Source organism: Actinoplanes sp. CA-030573 (assembly GCF_050951115.1).
In the GTDB taxonomy this organism is placed as follows: domain Bacteria; phylum Actinomycetota; class Actinomycetes; order Mycobacteriales; family Micromonosporaceae; genus Actinoplanes.
The window spans coordinates 8486934-8505737 of the sequence record NZ_CP192038.1; the positions used below are offsets into that span (position 1 = coordinate 8486934).

Annotated in this window: 17 protein-coding genes and 1 pseudogene; 7 read left to right on the forward strand and 11 right to left on the reverse strand. The window is 70.7% G+C overall.

The features are described from left to right. Positions 1 to 95: 95 nt before the first annotated feature. Positions 96 to 1304, forward strand: a complete 1209-nt coding sequence (locus tag ACQP2F_RS39170; protein ID WP_433296743.1) for a DUF349 domain-containing protein — start codon at positions 96 to 98, stop codon at positions 1302 to 1304. On the opposite strand, the gene ACQP2F_RS39175 is transcribed toward ACQP2F_RS39170, so the two are convergent. From ACQP2F_RS39175 to ACQP2F_RS39185, 3 genes are read right to left on the reverse strand one after another with little or no spacing between them, the layout of a single operon-like run. Continuing rightward, positions 1278 to 2231 (reverse strand): threonine ammonia-lyase, encoded by a 954-nt coding sequence (locus ACQP2F_RS39175; RefSeq protein WP_433296745.1) that lies wholly within the window; start codon positions 2229 to 2231, stop codon positions 1278 to 1280. The genes ACQP2F_RS39170 and ACQP2F_RS39175 overlap by 27 nt on opposite strands. A gap of 59 nt (positions 2232 to 2290) precedes the next feature. After that, positions 2291 to 3778, reverse strand: coding sequence for a tRNA (N6-isopentenyl adenosine(37)-C2)-methylthiotransferase MiaB (gene miaB, locus ACQP2F_RS39180; protein ID WP_433296747.1), 1488 nt, complete (start codon positions 3776 to 3778; stop codon positions 2291 to 2293). A gap of 20 nt (positions 3779 to 3798) precedes the next feature. Beyond that, positions 3799 to 4233, reverse strand: a complete 435-nt coding sequence (locus ACQP2F_RS39185; protein WP_433296749.1) for a hypothetical protein — start codon at positions 4231 to 4233, stop codon at positions 3799 to 3801. Between the two features lie 140 nt (positions 4234 to 4373). Here ACQP2F_RS39185 and ACQP2F_RS39190 point away from each other — a divergent pair, with 140 nt between their 5' ends. The 4 genes from ACQP2F_RS39190 to ACQP2F_RS39205 are packed head-to-tail and all read left to right on the forward strand — an operon-like array spanning position 4374 to position 7635. Then, complete coding sequence (locus tag ACQP2F_RS39190) at positions 4374 to 5117, forward strand: amino acid ABC transporter ATP-binding protein (protein WP_433296751.1); 744 nt, start codon at positions 4374 to 4376, stop codon at positions 5115 to 5117. Between the two features lie 53 nt (positions 5118 to 5170). Next, positions 5171 to 6040, forward strand: a complete 870-nt coding sequence (locus ACQP2F_RS39195) for a glutamate ABC transporter substrate-binding protein (protein ID WP_433296753.1) — start codon at positions 5171 to 5173, stop codon at positions 6038 to 6040. Between the two features lie 60 nt (positions 6041 to 6100). After that, positions 6101 to 6775 carry an amino acid ABC transporter permease gene (locus tag ACQP2F_RS39200; protein WP_433307771.1) on the forward strand — a complete coding sequence of 225 codons (675 nt, stop codon included), beginning with the start codon at positions 6101 to 6103 and terminating at the stop codon, positions 6773 to 6775. Continuing rightward, positions 6772 to 7635, forward strand: coding sequence for an amino acid ABC transporter permease (locus tag ACQP2F_RS39205; protein ID WP_433296755.1), 864 nt, complete (start codon positions 6772 to 6774; stop codon positions 7633 to 7635). The genes ACQP2F_RS39200 and ACQP2F_RS39205 overlap by 4 nt, the downstream gene beginning before the upstream one ends. A gap of 6 nt (positions 7636 to 7641) precedes the next feature. On the opposite strand, the gene rny is transcribed toward ACQP2F_RS39205, so the two are convergent. The 8 genes and pseudogenes from rny to ACQP2F_RS39245 form a co-directional block, all read right to left on the reverse strand. After that, positions 7642 to 9366 (reverse strand): ribonuclease Y, encoded by a 1725-nt coding sequence (gene rny / locus ACQP2F_RS39210; protein ID WP_433296757.1) that lies wholly within the window; start codon positions 9364 to 9366, stop codon positions 7642 to 7644. Positions 9367 to 9741: 375 nt separating this feature from the next. Next, a complete protein-coding gene (locus tag ACQP2F_RS39215) occupies positions 9742 to 11505 on the reverse strand; it encodes a hypothetical protein (RefSeq protein WP_433296759.1) in 1764 nt (587 codons plus the stop codon). A gap of 90 nt (positions 11506 to 11595) precedes the next feature. After that, positions 11596 to 12117: pseudogene (locus ACQP2F_RS39220) on the reverse strand (regulatory protein RecX); the annotation flags it as partial. Then, on the reverse strand, positions 12009 to 12374 hold the full coding sequence (locus ACQP2F_RS39225) for a hypothetical protein (protein WP_433307962.1): 366 nt from the start codon (positions 12372 to 12374) through the stop codon (positions 12009 to 12011). The pseudogene ACQP2F_RS39220 and the gene ACQP2F_RS39225, both read right to left, overlap by 109 nt. 796 nt (positions 12375 to 13170) lie before the next feature. Further along, complete coding sequence (recA, locus tag ACQP2F_RS39230; RefSeq protein ID WP_030435981.1) at positions 13171 to 14217, reverse strand: recombinase RecA; 1047 nt, start codon at positions 14215 to 14217, stop codon at positions 13171 to 13173. 198 nt (positions 14218 to 14415) lie between these two features. After that, positions 14416 to 14616 carry a DUF3046 domain-containing protein gene (locus ACQP2F_RS39235; protein WP_433296762.1) on the reverse strand — a complete coding sequence of 67 codons (201 nt, stop codon included), beginning with the start codon at positions 14614 to 14616 and terminating at the stop codon, positions 14416 to 14418. Positions 14617 to 14652: 36 nt separating this feature from the next. Beyond that, positions 14653 to 15315, reverse strand: coding sequence for a UdgX family uracil-DNA binding protein (locus ACQP2F_RS39240; protein ID WP_433296764.1), 663 nt, complete (start codon positions 15313 to 15315; stop codon positions 14653 to 14655). A gap of 41 nt (positions 15316 to 15356) precedes the next feature. After that, complete coding sequence (locus ACQP2F_RS39245; RefSeq protein ID WP_433296767.1) at positions 15357 to 16703, reverse strand: aminotransferase class I/II-fold pyridoxal phosphate-dependent enzyme; 1347 nt, start codon at positions 16701 to 16703, stop codon at positions 15357 to 15359. A 51-nt stretch (positions 16704 to 16754) separates the two neighbouring features. Here ACQP2F_RS39245 and ACQP2F_RS39250 point away from each other — a divergent pair, with 51 nt between their 5' ends. Together ACQP2F_RS39250 and leuE are read left to right on the forward strand one after the other, a co-directional pair. Beyond that, a complete protein-coding gene (locus ACQP2F_RS39250; protein ID WP_433296769.1) occupies positions 16755 to 18017 on the forward strand; it encodes a bifunctional pyridoxamine 5'-phosphate oxidase family protein/GNAT family N-acetyltransferase in 1263 nt (420 codons plus the stop codon). A gap of 10 nt (positions 18018 to 18027) precedes the next feature. Further along, positions 18028 to 18717 (forward strand): leucine efflux protein LeuE, encoded by a 690-nt coding sequence (gene leuE / locus ACQP2F_RS39255; protein WP_433296771.1) that lies wholly within the window; start codon positions 18028 to 18030, stop codon positions 18715 to 18717. The last annotated feature ends 87 nt before the right edge of the window (positions 18718 to 18804 follow it).

Consider the following 18804-nt stretch of genomic DNA (forward strand, 5'->3'; position numbering starts at 1 on the left):
AAAGAATGCCGTTGAGAAGGTTTGGCGTTCGACTGCGCTGCGGCGGTGGCCGGCACCCTCCGGGGTGGCGGCGCCGGGAGACTTGAGGACGGGTTATGAACGACTGGACGGCCTTCGGGCGCGTGGATGCCGACGGCACCGTGTACGTGAAGACCGCGGAGGGCGACCGCGTGGTCGGCTCCTGGCAGGCGGGCACCCCCGAGGAGGGCCTGGCCCACTTCGCCCGGCGATTCGCGGATCTCGTCACCGAGGTCGACCTGGTGGAGGCCCGGCTCAAGTCCGGCGCGGCGGACGCGCCACACGCGCTCGCCACGGTGAAGCGGCTGCGCTCGCAGCTCGACGAGGCGCATGTGGTCGGCGACATCGACGGGCTCGCGGCCCGGCTCGACCGCCTGGCCGGTGTGGCCGACGAGAAGGCCGGCGAGGCCCGCGCGGCCCGCGAGGCGGCCCGGGGCGAGGCGCTGGCCCGCAAGACCGCGCTCGTCGAGGAGGCCGAGAAGATCGCCGCGGAGGCGACCGGCTGGAAGACGGCCGGCGACCGCCTCAAGGAGATCCTCGACGAGTGGAAGACCATCCGCGGCGTCGACAAGAAGACCGACGGCGAGCTGTGGAAGCGCTTCGCCGCCGCCCGGGACGGCTTCACCCGCCGCCGCGGCGCGCACTTCGCGACCCTCGACGGCCAGCGCAAGCAGGCGCAGAGCGCCAAGGAGGAGCTGGTCAAGGAGGCGGAGAGCCTGGCCGAGTCGACCGAGTGGTCGACCACGGCGAACCGCCTCAAGGAGCTGATGGCCGAGTGGAAGGCGGCGCCGCGCGCGGCCAAGGAGGCCGAGCAGCGCCTCTGGGAGCGTTTCCGCGCCGCCCAGGACGGCTTCTTCACCCGGCGTAGCGAGGTCTTCTCCGCCCGCGACGCGGAGTACAAGGGCAACCTCGACAAGAAGCAGGCGATCCTGGCCGAGCTCGAGGCCGTCGACGTCGACGCCGACCCGCGCGCCGCGCAGAACAAGCTGCGCGACGCCCAGGCCGCGTGGCACGACGCCGGCCGGGTGCCGCGCGAGTCGGCGGCGGCCCTCGACCGTCGCTGGCGGGCCGCCGAGGAGCGGATCCGGCTCGCGATGGACTCGGCCTGGCGCAAGACGACCCCGCAGGACAACCCGCTGCTGCGCCAGATGCGCGAGCAGGTGGCCGAGGCCGAGGAGAAGCTGGCCCGGGCCCAGGCGGCGGGCGACGCCCGCCGCATCAAGGAGGCCGAGCAGGCGTTGTCGTCGAAAAAGCAGTTCCTAGCCCTGGCCGAGCAGGCGAACTAGCTCCGCCGGCGACGCGTTGCCGCCGGTGCAGACCAGCGCGATCTCCTTGCCCGCGAAGGTGCCGGGGTTCGCCAGGACGGCGGCCAACGGAGCCGCGCCCGCGCCCTCGGCCAGCGTGTGGGCCTTCGTGGCGAGCACGCGCTGAGCCTCGGCTATCTGGTCGTCGGTCACTAGTAGGAAGTCGGCCAGGGCGCCGCGCAGGTAGCGCTGCGGCACGTCGAACGAGCGGCCGGTCGCCAGGCCCTCGACGCGGGTGCGGTTGGGACGGGTCGCGGGCTCGCCCGAGCGCCAGGCGTCATGGGCGGCGCGGGACGACGACGACTGGACGCCGATGATCGCGCAGTCGGGCGCCAGGGCCCGGGCCACGATCGTGGCCGCCGCCGCGCCCGAGCCGCTGCCGATCGGGACGACGATCGCGTCCAGCGCCGGCTTCGCTTCGAGGATCTCCAGGTAGAGGGTGGCCACCCCGGCCAGGAGCTCCGGCGTGTCGCCCGGGCTGACCAGGTGCGCGCCGGTGTCGGCGGCCAGCTTGGTGGCGTGCTCCTCGGCGTCCCCGAAGTTCTCGCCGGCCAGCACCACGTCGGCGGACCAGCCCTCGACGGCGGCGACCTTGTTGGGGCTGGTGGCGGCCGGCATCACGACCGTGCAGGGAACGCCGAAGACCTTGCTCGCGTACGCCATCGACTGCGCGTGGTTGCCGGTCGAGTAGGTGATGGTGCCGCCCGCGGCCGCGTCGCCGAGGGAGGCCAGCAGGTTGAGGCCGCCGCGCACCTTGAACGCGCCGACCGGCTGGGTGTTCTCGTGCTTGATCAGCAGAGTGGCGCCGGCCGCCGCGTCCAGCACCGGGTACGACCACATCGGCGTGGGCGGCAGGTAGCGGCTGACGACCTCGCGGGCCGTCCGGACGTCGTCGAGGGTGAGCTCCATGCCCCGATCGTCCGGGCCGCGACGGGTGGCGGTCCATGGCCAATCGGGTTCGTCCGGCCCTACAGCGCGCAACCGCCGGTGGTGGCCGGGAGCGGGGCGGGGACGCCGACCGTGGGCAGGCCGAGCGAGACGCCCTGCAGGCGCGGGGTGCGACCGGCCTCGAAGGCGTCGCCGGCCCGGGTGCGGCGGTACGAGATCGGCGCGCCGTCGGCGTTCAGGTGGTGCGGCGCCGCGTACGTCACGACGGTCTCGACGATGTCGCCCGGTCGCGGGGTGAGGTCGCCGGTCGCGAAGTGGACCAGGCGGCCGTCGCGGGCCCGGCCGCTCATCCGGCCGGTGCGCTCGTCCTTGCGCCCCTCGCCGACCGCCACCAGCACCTCGACCTTCTCGCCGACCAGCTTCTTGTTCTCGGCCCAGGTGATCTCCTCGAGCAGGGCGATCAGCCGGTTGTAGCGGTCCTGCACGACCGCCTTGGGCACCTGGTCCGCCATCGTCGCGGCGGGCGTTCCGGGACGGATCGAATACTGGAAGGTGAAGGCACTCGAGAACCGCGCGCGGCGTACCACCTCGAGGGTCTGCTCGAAGTCCTCCTCGGTCTCGCCCGGGAAGCCGACGATGATGTCGGTGGTGATCGCCGCGTCGGGCATGGCCGCGCGCACCTTCTCGATGATCCCCAGGTACTTCTCCTGGCGGTAGCTGCGGCGCATCGCCTTGAGCACCCGGTCGGAACCCGACTGGAGCGGCATGTGCAGGGAGTGGCACACGTTCGGCGTCTCGGCCATCGCGGCGATCACGTCGTCGGTGAAGTCCTTGGGGTGCGGGCTGGTGAAGCGCACCCGCTCGAGCCCCTCGATCTCGCCGGTGGCGCGCAGCAGCTTGCCGAACGCGAGGCGGTCGCCGAACTCGACGCCGTACGAGTTGACGTTCTGCCCGAGCAGGGTGACCTCGAGGACTCCCTCGTTCACCAGGGCCGAGACCTCGGCCAGGATCTCGCCCGGCCGGCGGTCCTTCTCCTTGCCGCGCAGCGACGGGACGATGCAGAAGGTGCAGGTGTTGTTGCAGCCGACGGAGATCGAGACCCAGCCCGCGTACGTCGACTCGCGCTTGGTGGGCAGCGTCGAGGGGAAGACCTCGAGCGACTCGAGGATCTCGACCTCGGCCTCTTCATTGTGCCGGGCGCGTTCGAGCAGGGCCGGCAGCGACCCGATGTTGTGGGTGCCGAAGACGACGTCGACCCAGGGCGCCTTCTTGACGATGTCGCCGCGGTCCTTCTGGGCCAGGCAGCCGCCGACCGCGATCTGCATGCCGGGGTGCTTGAGCTTGGTGGGGCGCAGGTGGCCGAGGTTGCCGTAGAGGCGGTTGTCGGCGTTCTCCCGTACGGCACAGGTGTTGAAGACCACGACGTCCGCCGCGTCCGGATCGGCGGCGCGCACGTAGCCCGCGTCCTCCATCAGACCGGAGATGCGCTCGCTGTCGTGCACGTTCATCTGGCAGCCGTACGTGCGCACGTCATAGGTGCGCGGCCCGCCCAAAGCTGAGGTAGTCATGGCAATTGACCAGGGTACTGCTACGTCCCGTCCAGCGCGCATGCCGGATCGGTGCCGGTGCACGGCCGGAGGTGGCGCCGTTCCGGGCCGTCGTCGGTCTCGATCTCGTCGACGTGCACCGCGAGCAGGCTGCCGTCGGGCTCGGCCAACACGTACCGGCTCGGGTTGAGGGAGTCGTCGGGGAGCAGGACCGCCGCGCCGAGCCGGACCGAGACGGCGCTCGCGACCACCGCCTCGGCGAAGCCGGACGGGGCCAGATAGACGTCGGCCAGCGTCGGGAAGTCGCCGCCGACCTGGTAGACGTCGCAGAGCACCGCGCCGTCGGTGTCGCTGTCGTCGAGCGCGACCACGCTGCGCTCCAGCGTGCCGGCCAGAGCGCCGCGGACCCGATCCGCGTCAATTCGATTTCCGAACGCCCAGTTCCACAGCCCGGGTGTCGGATCCCCGTCAGCCATACCGAACATGGTGGACAATGCCTGGACCTTCCATCGGTTAAGTTACCGCTCCGTGACCATTCTCGTGGCGAACCGATACTTCGGTCCACTTAGAGTTGGCCCATCCGGGTGATCCGTAACGAACGGACGGTGGTCTCACAGTGTCCGACGATGCTCTCATCGTCCTCGAGAACGTCAACAAATGGTTCGGCCCGTTGCACGTGCTCGACGATGTGAATCTTTCCGTCGCCCGCGGCGAGGTGGTCGTCGTGATCGGACCGTCCGGCTCCGGCAAGTCGACGCTGTGCCGCGCCATCAACCGGCTCGAGCCGATCAACTCCGGCACCATCACCTTCGACGGCAAACAGCTGCCGGCCGAGGGCCGGGCGCTCGCGCGGCTGCGCAGCGAGGTCGGCATGGTGTTCCAGTCGTTCAATCTTTTCGCGCACAAGACGATCCTCCAGAACGTGATGATCGGGCCCGTCAAGGTGCGTAGGGAGAAACCTGTCGAAGTCCGGGAGCGGGCCATGGCGCTGCTCGACCGGGTCGGCATCGGCAATCAGGCGGAGAAGTATCCGGCCCAGCTTTCCGGCGGCCAGCAGCAGCGGGTGGCGATCGCCCGGGCGCTGGCGATGCAGCCCAAGGCGCTGCTCTTCGACGAGCCGACGAGCGCCCTCGACCCGGAGATGGTCGGCGAGGTGCTGGACGTGATGACCTCGCTGGCCAAGGAGGGCATGACCATGGTCGTCGTCACGCACGAGATGGGATTCGCGCGCCACGCCGCCAATCGGGTGGTCTTCATGGCCGACGGGCAACTCGTGGAACAGGCCCCGCCGGCCGAGTTCTTCGCGAGTCCGAAAAGCGACCGTGCCAAAGATTTCCTCTCGAAAATCCTTACGCATTGATCGTGCGAACCCTCTTCGTCCAGACGCAAGCAACTATTTCGAGGAGCGTAATGATGCGCATCACCCGATTGGCAGCGACGTTCGGTGCAATGACCATGATGCTGGGGGCCGCGGCCGCCTGCGGTGGCAACGACTCCGGCAGCGGCAGCGGAAGTGGCAGCGGAGGCGGTTCGGGCATTGTCGGCAAGGCGTCGAGCGGCAAGCTGACGTTCGGCGTCAAGGCCGACCAGCCGGGCCTCGGCCTGCAGACCGGCAGCACCTACTCCGGCTTCGACATCGAGATCTCGAAGATCATCGCGAAGGGCCTCGGCGTCCCGGAGAGCGGCATCACGTGGAAGACCACGGTGTCGGCCAACCGCGAGGCGTACATCCAGCAGGGCCAGGTCGATGTCGTGGTGGCCACGTACACGATCAACGACGAGCGCAAGCAGAAGGTCAACTTCGCCGGGCCGTACTACATCGCCGGGCAGGACCTGCTGGTGCCGGTCAACTCGACGATCACCGGGCCGGAGTCGCTGGCCGGCAAGAAGGTCTGCTCGGTGAGCGGTTCGACGCCGGCCAAGCGGATCCAGACCGACTACAAGCAGGCCCAGCTCCAGCAGTTCGACTCGTACTCCAAGTGCGTGACGGCGCTGGCCGGCGGTCAGGTCGACGCGGTGACCACCGACGACATCATCCTGGCCGGCTACGCCTCCCAGGAGCAGTACGCGGGCAAGTTCAAGGTCGTCGGCAAGCCGTTCAGCACCGAGCCGTACGGCATCGGCGTCAAGAAGGACGACACCGCCGGCTGCAACAAGATCAACGAGATCCTGAAGGCGGCGGCGTCCGACGGGTCGTACAAGAAGGCCTGGGACGACACGCTCGGCAAGAGCGGCAAGGCCGCGCCCGAGCTGGACACCTCCAAGCTGACCAACTGCGCCTGATTTCTTCTCCCGGCGGGGCCGTCCGGTACGGCCCCGCCGGCTCGTGTTGCTGAGGTGGCGATGGAAGTCTTCTCCGACCCGTCCAACCGCGACGTGTACGTGACCGGGTTCCTCTGGATCCTGAAGCTCACGCTCGCGTCGTCGGTCTTCGCGCTCGTGCTCGGCACCCTGCTCGCGGCGATGCGGGTGTCCCCGGTGCCGGTGCTGCGCGGTTTCGGCACGGCTTGGGTGAACATCTTCCGGAACACGCCGCTCACCCTGATCATCTTCTTCTGCTACTTCGGCCTCTACTCGTCCCTGGGCTTCGCGCCCTCGGACGACCTCGAGCTGAACAACTACTGGCTCGGCGTGGTCGGCCTGTCGGTCTACACCGCCGCGTTCGTCTGCGAGGCGATCCGGTCCGGCATCAACACGGTGCCGCCGGGCCAGGCCGAGGCGGCGCGGGCCATCGGCATGACCTTCCGGCAGACCCTCTCGATGATCGTCCTGCCCCAGGCGGGCCGGGCCGTGATCGCGCCGCTCGGCAGCATCTTCATCGCCCTCGCCAAGAACTCCACGATCGTCGGGACCATCGGCCTCATGGAGTCGTCGAACGCGATGAAAGACCTGATCAACGCGAACGGCAACGCGGTCTTCCAGATCTTCTTCGTCTTCGCCGGCACGTTCGCCATCGTCCTGATCCCGACCGGCTACGGCTTCGGCTGGCTGGCCAACCGACTGGCGGTGAAGCGTTGAGCACCGACGCCGTCCTCTACGACCACCCCGGTCCGCGCGCCCGGGCCCGCAACCGCATCCTCACGGTCGTCTTCGGCATCGTGTTGCTGGCGCTGCTCTTCTGGATCTACAAGAAGTTCGACGACAAGGGCCAGTGGGCGGCGGTGCTGTGGAAGCCGTTCACCCAGAGCAGCACCTGGACCGACTACATCCTGCCCGGCCTCAAGGGCACCCTCGTGGCGGCCGCGATCGGCATGGTGCTGTCGCTGGCGTTCGGCATCCTCTTCGCCGTCGGGCGGCTCTCCGACCACTGGTGGGTGCGCATCCCGTCCGGCATCGTGGTCGAGTTCTTCCGCGCCGTACCGCTGCTGCTGATGATGTTTTTCATCTTCTTCGGCATCCCGTTCGTCACCGAGAAGCCGATGTCGCCGCTGTGGGCGGTCGTGATCGCGCTGACGCTGTACAACGGATCGGTGCTGGCCGAGGCCTTCCGGGCCGGCGTGCGGGCGGTGCCGCTGGGTCAGAGCGAGGCGGCGTACGCGATCGGCATGCGCAAGGGTCAGGTGATGAGCCAGATCCTGATCCCCCAGGCCGCGCGGGCCATGCTCCCGGTGATCGTGAGCCAGCTCGTGGTCCTGGTGAAGGACACCGCTCTGGGCTACATCATCTCCTACAGCGAGCTGCTGCAGCTGGGCGTCAACAACGTGGCGGCCAACTTCGGCAACGTGGTGCAAGCCGCGATCGTGGCCGCGATCATCTACATCATCATCAACGCGACGCTCACCGCGGTCGCGAGCTGCCTCTCGCGCCGGACCCGGCGCAGCGGCAAGGCGCCGCGGCGCACGCAGCCGCAGATGCTGGTCGAGGCCACCGAGCAGTAGCCTGCCTCAGCGGGCGAGCTCGGTGACCCGCGACTCGCGCACCACGGTCACCCGGATCTGGCCGGGGTAGGTGAGCTCTTCCTCGATCTGCTTGGCGACGTCGCGGGCCAGCACCGCGGCCCCGATGTCGTCGATGTCCTCGGGGCGGACCATCACCCGGATCTCGCGACCGGCCTGCATGGCGAAGACCTTCTCGACCCCGGTCTTCCCAGCCGCGATCTCCTCGATCCGCTCCAGGCGCTTGACGTACGCCTCGAGGCTCTCCCGTCGCGCACCGGGACGACCGCCCGAGCACGCGTCCGCCGCCTGGGTCAGCACCGCCTCGATCGTCTGCGGCGGCACCTCGTTGTGGTGCGCCTCGATCGCGTGGACCACGTCCTCCGACTCGCCGTACTTGCGGGCCAGGTCGGCCCCGATCAGCGCGTGGCTGCCCTCGACCTCGTGGGTGAGCGCCTTGCCGATGTCGTGCAGGAAGGCCGCCCGCTTCATCGACGGAACGTCCAGGCCCAGCTCGGCCGCCATGATGCCGGCGATGTGCGCGGTCTCGACCAGGTGCTTGAGCACGTTCTGCCCGTAGCTGGTGCGGTAGCGCAGCCGGCCGAGCAGCTTGGCCAGCTCGGGGTGGATGTCGGTGATCCCGACGTCGACGAGCGCCTCCTCGGCGGCCCGGTCGCAGAGGACCTCCACCTCGTTCTTGGCGCTGTCGTAGACCTCCTCGATGCGGTGCGGATGGATGCGGCCGTCGAGGACGAGCTTCTCCAGGGTCAGGCGGCCGACCTCCCGGCGTACCGGATCGAAGCAGGAGAGCAGCACCGCTTCCGGGGTGTCGTCGATGATCAGGTTGACGCCGGTGACCGACTCGAAGGCGCGGATGTTGCGGCCCTCACGACCGATGATCCGGCCCTTCATCTCGTCGCTGGGCAGGTGCAGGACGCTGACCACGCTCTCCGCGGTCTGCTCGCTGGCGATCCGCTGGATGGCGTCGACGACGATGCGGCGGGCCCGGTTCTCGGCCGTGCTCTTGGCCTCGTTCTCGATGTCGCGGACCATGATCGCGGCCTCGCGCTTGGCCTGGGCCTCGATGTTCTCGACCAGCTCGGCCCGGGCGGCCTCGGCGGTGAGCTTGGCGATCCGCTCGAGCTCCCGCCGCTTCTCCTCCTCGACCCCGGCGAGCGCCGCCTCCTTCGCGGTGAGAGCGTTTTCCCGTACGGCGAGATCGGCGTCCTGGGCCACCAGCCGGCGCTCGCGCTCGACCAGCCGCTCGACCTCGTCGCCGTGCAGGCGCTCACGCTCGTCGATCCGGGCGGCGCGGCGCTCGACCTCGGCCGACTGCTCCTTGACGGTGGCGTTGAGGAGGGCGACCTCGCGTTCGCCGGAGCGCCGGGCGGCGGCCCGCACCTGCTCGGCGTCGGCCTCGGCCTGGCGGTGGGCGTGCTCGAGGATGGTGTCGGCCTCGCTGTGCGCGGCCTCGAGGACCCGGCGGGCCTCGGCGCGGGCGGCGGCCGCTTCGGCCTTGGCGGCGGCGGCCTCGGCGCGTACGGACGCGGCTTTGGCATTGGCGTCGGCGACCTTGGCCTGGGCCGCGCCGACCGCCTGGTCCTCGCGCTCCTGGGCGTCGGCGCGGTCGCTCTGCATCTGGCGCAGTGCCCGGGCGCCGACCACCAGGCCGGCCACCACGAGCGCGCCGAGAACGACGATCGCCACCACCAGCACCCAGTCCAGGGCGGTCATCTCGCCGCGTCTCCCTTCGCCGCCCCGCGCGTTGTGCGCGCGCAGGCAATCCGCGGATGCCCGACCAAGGCTGGGAAACGCAGGCAACGTCGAACCGAGACGTGCCGATCAGCCGGCACGCCTGGTCTTCAGTTATGGCTCGGGCGCCGGACCCGGGCCTTGTCGCGGTGACCTCCCGTTACGGAGGAGGTCGCAAGTGATGCCGTAATGTGATGCGATCTATGTTGTGCGTGTTGCATGCGATGGTCGAACAAACCTTTTGTAACGCGAGGCTAGGTCGCGAGTGGCACTTCGGTCAAGGATCCATGATTTGGTCGCGGATGGGACTTAGGGCACAGACCCGCTTACGCGCAGCTCACGAACTTGGTGGGCATTTCAGGCGTACCGGGACCAGAGATCGCGCATCGGCTCCCAGCGTTCGCCGACCCCATCTTTCCAGTACGCGAGGAGATAGCCGGCGATGGGCGTTTGCGCGTCATCCCACCAGATCCCGGCGACGGTCCGGGTGACGCCACCCTCGGTCAAACGGTATGCGTACTCAACGTAGTTGCCCGTGGTGCGGCCGCTCGGGGTCCGCGTCTGCCGAGGAGCCTGCGCACCCGGCGCGAGGGCGGCGGCGTCCTGCTCCTGGGTCTTCCGGCGGGCCTTGTCCCGCTCGGCCGTCGACTTGTACTCGATGAAGAGCGCGCTCATCCCGTCGATCGTGCACCGGACCCGCAGCTTCTCCCCCTCCCCGGCGCGCGGGGTGCCGCGTCCGCAGGTGGAGAGGTAGGGCAGCCAGCCCTGCGCGATCGTCGCCAGCGGGGTGCCCTTGAAGTCCTTCTGGTTGAGCCGCGCTTGGTTCTGCTCGAAGAGGCCGAGCGCTTGGGCGGTGTTTGCGTCCTTGCCGGCCGTCGTGCTTCCGCCTTTGTCGGCCGTCGTGCTCCCGCCCTTGCCGGCCGCTGCGCTCCCGCCCTTGCCGGTCGTCGTGCTTCCGCCCTTGTTCGCCGCGGCCGTGCTTCCGCCGGCCGTCGTGCGGCCGAGGAAGAAGGCCGCGGTACCGAAGACAAGCAGACCCGCGAGCAGACCGATCAGAAGCCCCATGAAGAGCCGCGTCGGCGCGGGAGGCGGCGGGGTAGGCGCGATCCGCGGGGCGCCGCCCTCGGGCAGGCCGTAGGGATCGCGAGCCGGATAGACCTCGGGTTGTGGCCGAACCTCGGGTTGTTGCCGAACCTCGACCGGCCCGGCCACACTCGCCGCCCCCGGCCAGTCAGCACCGTAGGGGTCATAGCCGCCATCCCGGTCGTCGTTGGCGTTGGCCGCCTGCGCCGAGGCGTCCCACCCGCCGGCGCCGCCACTCTCCGGCTGCCCCACCCATCCGAGGGCGCCGCCGCTGTCGTGCGGCTGGGCGTTCCATTCGACCGCGCCGCCGTTCTCCGGTTGCCCATGCCCTCCGACTGGGCCGCCGCTGTCGTGCGGCTGAGCGCTCCACTCCACCGCAACGCCGCCGTTCCCCGGCTGCCCATGCCCGTCGACTGCACCGTTGCCGGTCTGCGGCTGGGCGTTCCATTCGGCGGCGGCGTTTTCCGGCTGGACGTTCCACTCGGTGGGCTCGCCCGCGCCTTCCGCGGGTGTCGGCGGCTCGGGAAGCACGTCCCAGCTGTCGGCGCCGCTCGACTGGGCGGCCGCGGCCGGGCGCTCAGCCACATAGGCGCCGCTCGACTGGGCGGCGGCCGCGGCCGGGCGCTGGGCCACATAGGCGTCCCACGACTTGTCATCGGTGTTCGCGGGCGGGGCCGCCTGCGCTCCCCACCCGTCGAGATCCTGCGGCGGACCGCTCGACGGCGTGGCGCTCTGCGGGGCCCACGGATCCGCCTCCGGTCGCGGACTCGCTTGCGCCCAGGGGCTTTCGCCGGCGGGAGGCGCCAGTCGCGGCGCGAAGTAGGGGCCCGACACCGTCGCCGGCGGGGCACTCCAGGGGTGGGCCGGCCGCCCGGGCGACGGCTGGCTGGGGACGGTGTGGTGCGCGGGGGAAACCGGTGCGGGCACGAAGCTCGACGGGTCGCCGCCCGCTTGGTGGTCGGCGATCTGCTCGGTCGGTTCGACGCCCTCCGGCAAGGAACCGTATCCCCGCAATTGGTTGCGCGAGTTCTCGGTCACGGCCCCTCAGGCTAGCAGCCAGTGGCCAATGTCGATCTCTTAGTTAGCCGGACATCGATGCGCTCCCCGCCGAAGAGCTGCTCAGACGCATCATGACTGTTCCTCGTCGGCCATGGCATCGGGATCGATCTGCTCGGCGAACTCGGCCGCCTCGGCATCACGCGCCGCGAGCGCCTCCTTGACCGCCCGGATCGCCACTCCGGCCGGATAGCCCTTCCGCGCCAGCATGCCGGCCAGCCGCCGGAACACCGCGTCCGGCTCGCCCCGGGCCGTCCGCAGCTTCCGATCAACCAGCGCCCGAGCGGTCGCCGCCTCCCCCTCGTCGTCGAGCGTCTCGAGCGCCTCCCCCGCGACCTCGGCATCCACCCCGCGCTGCCGAAGCTCGTTGGCCAGCGCACGCCGAGCGAGCCCCCGCCCGTGATGCCGGCTGGACACCCACGCCCGGGCGAACGCCGCGTCATCGATGATCCCGACCTCGTCATACCGATCGAGAACCTCGGCGATCACCTCAGCCGAGATCTCCTTCTTGGCGAGCGCCTTGGCCAGCTCGACCCTCGTCCGCGGTCGCACAGAAAGCTGCCGAAGACAAATCTCCCGCGCGCGCTCACTCTCACTCTGCCCCGCCTGCGCCCGCGCCCGCCCGCCGACGCCCCCGGCCGCACGATCCCGCGCACCGGCCCGATCACCACGGGCGGCACGATCACGCGCACCGGCCCGATCACCACGGGCAGCACCATCACGCGCACCGGCCCGATCACCACGGGCAGCACCATCACGCGCACCGGCCCGATCACCACGGGCAGCACCATCACGCGCACCGGCCCGATCACCACGGGCAGCACCATCACGCGCACCGGCTCGATCACCACCGCCCCAGCGTCCCGATCGCCCGCGCCCCGATCCCCAGCGCCCAGACGCACCGCGCTCTGCTTCCTCGCGGTGAAAGTCGTCTTCCTCGCGGTGAAAATCGTCGCCGTCACCGTCGGACCGCGCCCAACTGGACCGCCCCCGCGGCGGATCGTCGTCGCCGCTGGAGTCAGCCGGCAGGAACTCGTCGTCGGCCGCGATGTCGGCGGTAGGAAACCCGCCGGAGCTGCGCCTGCGGCCGGCATCGGTGTGCCCGAGCCCGACGTCAGTGCGCCCCGGGCCGGCATCAGGGCGCCTCCGGCCAACGTCAATGCGCCCGGGGTCGACGTCAGTGCGCCGGGAGTCGACGTCAGTGCGCCGGGAGTCGACGTCAGCGTGCCTCGGGCCAGCGTCGGAGCGGCTCGGGGCGGCTTCGGGACGGATCGGGGCCCAGTCGGGGCGGCTCGGGGCCGCGTCGGGCCGGCTCGGGGCCGCGTCGGAGCGACTCGGGGCCGCGTCGGAGCGGCCCGCGCGTGAGGTCTCCTCGAGCAACTCGGGTGAGTTTTCCCGGAGGAAGTCGTCGACCGAGCGCCCCCAAGTGAGCGGGGCGCGGGCGACGCGGTCGGTGGGGTCGGTGGGGTTTCCGCCCGGCGAGGGGCGCCGGCGGTGGGCGGGAACGTTGCCGCGTTCCGCTTCGCCGCCGGGTGCCTCGCCGGGCGGGTGCTCATCGGCGGGGGTGCGCGCCGGGCGGGGTGGGATGGCGTCCCAGCCCCGCCCGGAACGTGCGCCACGCCGTCCGGCCATCGGGGGTTACCTCGATCAGAAGTCGACCGGGGGGAGCTCGGGGCCGCCGGCGGCGTCGCCGGTGGTCTGGCCCACGCCGAGCTTCTCCAGGATCTTCTTCTCGATCTCGGCGGCGACGTCGGGGTTTTCCTTGAGGAACTCCCGCGCCTTCTCCTTGCCCTGGCCGAGCTGGTCGCCGTCGTACGTGTACCAGGCGCCCGACTTGCGGATGATGCTCTGCTCGACCCCGACATCGATGAGCGAGCCCTCGCGGGAGATGCCCTTGCCGTACATGATGTCGAACTCGGCCTGCTTGAACGGGGCCGCCACCTTGTTCTTGACGACCTTGACGCGAGTGCGGTTGCCGACCACGTCGGTGCCGTCCTTGAGGCTCTCGATGCGGCGCACGTCGAGACGCACGGACGCGTAGAACTTCAGCGCGCGGCCACCGGTCGTCGTCTCGGGCGAGCCGAACATGACGCCGATCTTCTCGCGGAGCTGGTTGATGAAGATCGCCGTGGTACCCGAGTTGTTGAGGATACCGGTGATCTTGCGGAGCGCCTGGCTCATGAGCCGGGCCTGGAGACCGACGTGGCTGTCGCCCATCTCGCCCTCGATCTCGGCCCGCGGCACGAGCGCGGCCACCGAGTCGATGACGATGATGTCGAGCGCGCCCGAGCGGATCAGCATGTCGGCGATCTCCAGCGCCTGCTCACCGGTGTCGGGCTGGGAGACCAGCAGGGCGTCGGTGTCGACGCCGAGGGCCTTCGCATATTCCGGGTCGAGCGCGTGCTCGGCGTCGATGAACGCCGCGATGCCGCCGTTGCGCTGCGCGTTGGCCACCGCGTGCAGCGCGACCGTCGTCTTACCGCTCGACTCCGGCCCGTAGACCTCGATGACGCGGCCGCGCGGCAGGCCGCCGACGCCGAGCGCCACGTCGAGCGCGATGGAGCCGGTGGGAATGATCGCGGTCTGGATGACCGGCCGCTCCCCTAGCCGCATCACGGAGCCCTTGCCGAACTGCTTGTCGATCTGAGCCAACGCCAGATCGAGCGCTTTGTCTCGGTCAGGTCCTGCCACCATGTCCGCCACCCCTGTATTCGACTTCGCAGGCGTCTTCGCCGATGAGCCTCTGTTCACCACGGGCTACAAGGTAGGCGGTGGGTATGACAAAAATCCGCCGCCCTGCCGTGAGCTGCGGATGACCGGGCCGCTGTGGACAATAGCCGAACACCTGTTCTAGATCGATGCGACACGCAGAACAAGCGTACGAAAATGTGGTCAGCGCAGGCGGGAAGGCACCCGATCGGGGTATGCCTGGACCACCGCGCGCCAGATAGTAGCCGTATCGACACCCTCGGCAATGGCCTGATCGATCGTCCGGTTCCCGAGGTCGCCGAACGAATGGTCCGCCGCGATGCTGCGCGCATAGCCCGCGCCGAATGCCTGCTCGAGCCGCGCCCAGAAATCCGTCAACCGCACCCCACGACACTACTCAGCAGCGGCGGCCGACGGCATTCAGCGAATCGCGGCGGCCGCCACCTTCAGGTCGTCGACCAGGCCGCGATAGGCCGTCTCCCGGTCGTCGGCCCGCAGCACGGCGGACGGATGGATGGTGGCCATCGCCTGGATCTCGGCCACCGGGAAGTCCTCCGGGTGCTGGGCCGAGGCCGGCCACGGCATCAGGCGGCCGCGCTGCTGCGTGACCCGGAAGGACGGGCCGAGCAGCGCCTTGGCCGCGGTCGCGCCGAGCAGCACCACCAGCTCCGGCTTGAGCAGCGAGAACTCGGCGACGACCCAGGGGCGGCAGGCCGTGATGTGGGCCGGGCCGGGCGTCTGGTGGATGCGCCGCTTGCCGCGCAGCTCGAACCGGAAGTGCTTCACCGCGTTGGTGATGTAGAGCTCGGCCGGGTCGATGCCGGCGTCGTCGACCGCCTCGCGCAGGAGGCGCCCGGCCGGGCCGACGAACGGGAGCCCGCGCTGGTCCTCGACGTCGCCCGGCTGCTCGCCGACGAAGACGATCCGCGCGTGCTCGGCGCCGCGGCCGAAGACCGTCTGGGTCGCGTCCCGGTAGAGCTCGCAGCCCTCGCAGCCGGCCGCCGCCGATTTCAGCTCCTCGATGCTGCGCGGCCGCTCGGGCACCCACTGCTGCGCGCCGACGGGCGCATCCGTCATAGGCATCCCATGGTTTTACCCGAATGGACCGGACCCACGCACACCGGTCAGCGGGACGGGGCCGGGACGCCGGTGGGATGGGCCGCGGCCGCCACCGCCTCGGCCAGGGCCGGGATGTCCTCGTCGTCCAGGGGGCTGACGGTGATGCGTACCCCGGGAGGTGTGTTGATCCGGAAGAGGGAGCCAGGGGCGACGGCGTAACCGGCGTCGCGCAGCAGTCCGATCGTGCGGGTCTCGTCGCGTACGCGTACCCAGGCATTGATGCCCGTCGCCCCCTCGGCCTCGATCCCGCGCTCCTGGAGTGCGCCGCACAGAGCTCCGCGCCGCCGGGCGTAACCCTCCGCGGCCTCGCGAACCTGCGCGGTCACCTGTTTGTCGCGCCAGAGATCGACGAGCACCCACTGCAGGATCGTGGACACCCAGCCGGTGCCCAGACGCATGCGCCCGACCACCCGGGCGATCGTGGTCTCGTCGCCGGCCATCACCGCGATGCGCAGATCGGGGCCGAACGGCTTGGACGCCGAGCGGATGAACGCCCACGAGTCGGTCACCGGGCCGATGCAGTGCAGCGGGACGCAGGCCAGCTCGGCGGCGTGATCATCCTCGATCAGCAGCAGGCCCGGATGACCGGCCAGCACGGCACGAAGAGCCTCCGCCCGGGTCGCCGAGACCGCGGCGCCGGTCGGATTCTGCGCGCGCACGGTGATCGCGACGGCGCGCGCACCGGCCCGGATGGCCTCGGTCAGCGACTCGGGATCGGGACCTTCCTGGTCGATGGCCACCGGGACCGCGCGCAGGCCCAGCACGGCCAGCAGGTCGAGGAGGTTGGCCCAGCCCGGATCCTCCACCGCCACCGCGTCGCCGGGACGCAGATGGACGCTGAGCAGGCGCTCGATGGCGTCGAGCGTGCCCGATGTGGCGGTGAAGGCGGCGCCCTCGACCGGCACGCCGTCGGCGGCCAGACGGGGCCGGGCCAGGTCGATCAGCTCCGGCGTGGCGATGGCCGACGCGTACCCCTGTGGTCGCCCCATCCTCTCGGCCACCCGGCGCAGGGCCGGGCCGGTCGGCGGGAGCAGGCGCAGATCGGGCTCGCCGGATGAGAGATCGAGCACTCCGGCGGGCACGGGAAGGCGCATCGCGGACCGCTCGCCGACGACGGCCGGGCGTGATCGCACCCGGGTGCCCCGGCGGCCGTCGGCCTCGACCACACCGCGTTGCCGCAGCTCCTGATAGGCCTTGGCGACGGTGGCGGGGCTGACGCCGAGATCGGCGGCGAGGGCACGGATCGCCGGCAGGGCCGAGCCCCAGACGAAGTCGCCCCGCAGAACGCCGGTCTCGATGCTCTGCGAAATCGAGGCGGCGCTGTCGCCGCTGACCTGATAATGTGCTGGCACAGCAGACATCGTGTACTAGTACAAGCGAAAAGGCAAGCGCGAGGAGCCGGGATGTCCGACCTCTACCCCCAGACCGACCGCACGACCGCCACCCGTTACCGCGACCGCATGGCCTACGACCGGCCCGCGGCGCACGCCATTCTGGACGAGGCCTACGACTGTTCCGTCGCGTTCGTCGTCGACGGCGAGCCCCGCGTGCTGCCCACGCTGCACGTCCGCGTGGGCGACACCCTCTATCTGCACGGCTCGAGCGGTGGGCGGATGGGCCTCACGGCCCGCGGCGACGGGGTTCCGGTCTGCGTCAGCGTCACCCTTCTCGATGCGATCGTGTACGCGCGATCGCAGTTCCACCACAGCGCCAACTACCGGTCGGTGGTCGTTCACGGTGTGGCGCGACCGGTGCTGTCGGCCGAGGCGAAACGGGCCGCGATGAGCGCGCTCGCCGACAAGATCGGTGCCGGGCGCGCCGCGGAGAGCCGGCCGCCGACGAAGCAGGAGCTCGCGCAGACCGCCGTGCTCGCGCTGCCGCTGGAAGAGGTGTCGGTGCGCTCGCGCGCGGGCGGGGTGAAGGACGACGAGCACGACCTGTCGCTCCCGCACTGGGCGGGCGTGCTGCCGGTCGGCCGCGCGTTCGGGCCGCCGTCGACCGCGGCGGGCGTGACCGCCGCCCCTCCGGCCTATCTGCCCGGCGGCGGGTCGCCCTGGGCGCGGCCGGTCGTGCTGGAGGGCCGGCACGTGCGGCTCGAGCCGCTGACCCACGCACACGTCGACGGGCTGCTGGAGGCGCTGGCCGACGAGGAGGTCTGGCGCTATCTCCCGCTTCCGCAGGCCCGCACCCGCGAGCAGATGGCCGCGCACGTCGCCGATCTGCACGAGCGGCAGTGGACCGGGTTCCAGCTCCCGTGGGCACAGGTCGACCCGGTCACCGGCACGGTGATCGGCCTGACCTCCTATCACGACATCGACCCGGTCAACCGGTCGCTCGGCATCGGGCACACCATGGTCGGCCGGCGGTGGTGGCGCACGGGGGTGAACACGGAGGCCAAGCTCCTGCTGCTGGAGCACGCGTTCGAGACGCTCGGCGCGGAGAAGGTCTTCTGGTACACGGACATCCGCAACGACCGCTCGCAGCGGGCGATCGCCCGGCTCGGCGCGACCCGGGACGGCATGATCCGCAAGCAGCGGCGGCGACCGGACGGCACCTGGCGCGACACGGTGGTGTTCGCGATGACGTCCGAGGAGTGGCCGGCGGCCGCCGCGCGCCTTCGGGAACGCCTGGCGGCGGGTGGGCCGGTCACCCTGGCGAAGGCTTAAGGTCGACGCCGTGCTGGGCATCACCGATTTCTGGACGTACGTGTTGGGCACCGTGGCGATCATCCTGCTCCCCGGGCCGAACTCCATCTTCGTGCTGTCGGTCGGCGCGCGACGCGGTGTGCGGGCCGGCTACACGGCGGCCTGCGGGGTGTTCCTGGGCGACGCCGTGCTGATGACGCTGTCGGCGGCCGGGGTGGCGTCGCTGTTGCGCACCTACCCGCCGTTGTTCCTGGTCATCAAGTACGCGGGCGCCGGTTACCTGTTCTGGATCGGCTTCACCATCATCCGCGGCGCGTGGCGGCGCATCCGGTCGGGCCACGTCGCGCCGCCAGCGGGCGCTCCCACCGAGGACGGGGCCGCGGCGGCCGGCCCGGCGAACGACGGGATGGGCGACATGCGGCATCCGTTCCGGCGGGCCGCCGTGATCAGCCTGCTCAACCCGAAGGCGATTCTGTTCTTCGTGTCGTTCTTCATCCAGTTCGTCCAGCCGGGGTACGCGCATCCGGCCCTGTCGTTCCTGGTGCTGGGCGCGGTGGTGCAGTTGTTCAGCTCGCTGTATCTGACGGCGCTGATCTTCGGCGGGAAGTTCCTGGCGGGCCAGTTCCGCCGGCGTCGGAAACTCGCGGCCGGCGTGACCACGGGCGTGGGCGCGGTCTTCGTCGGCTTCGGCATCAAGCTCGCCACCGCCGGCATCAGCTGACCGCCCGCGCGAGGACAGCTTCACCGCCGACACCGAGGCGCGGGCGGTACGCGCGTCCCGGGCGGGACGCGCGTACCGGGCGGAGAA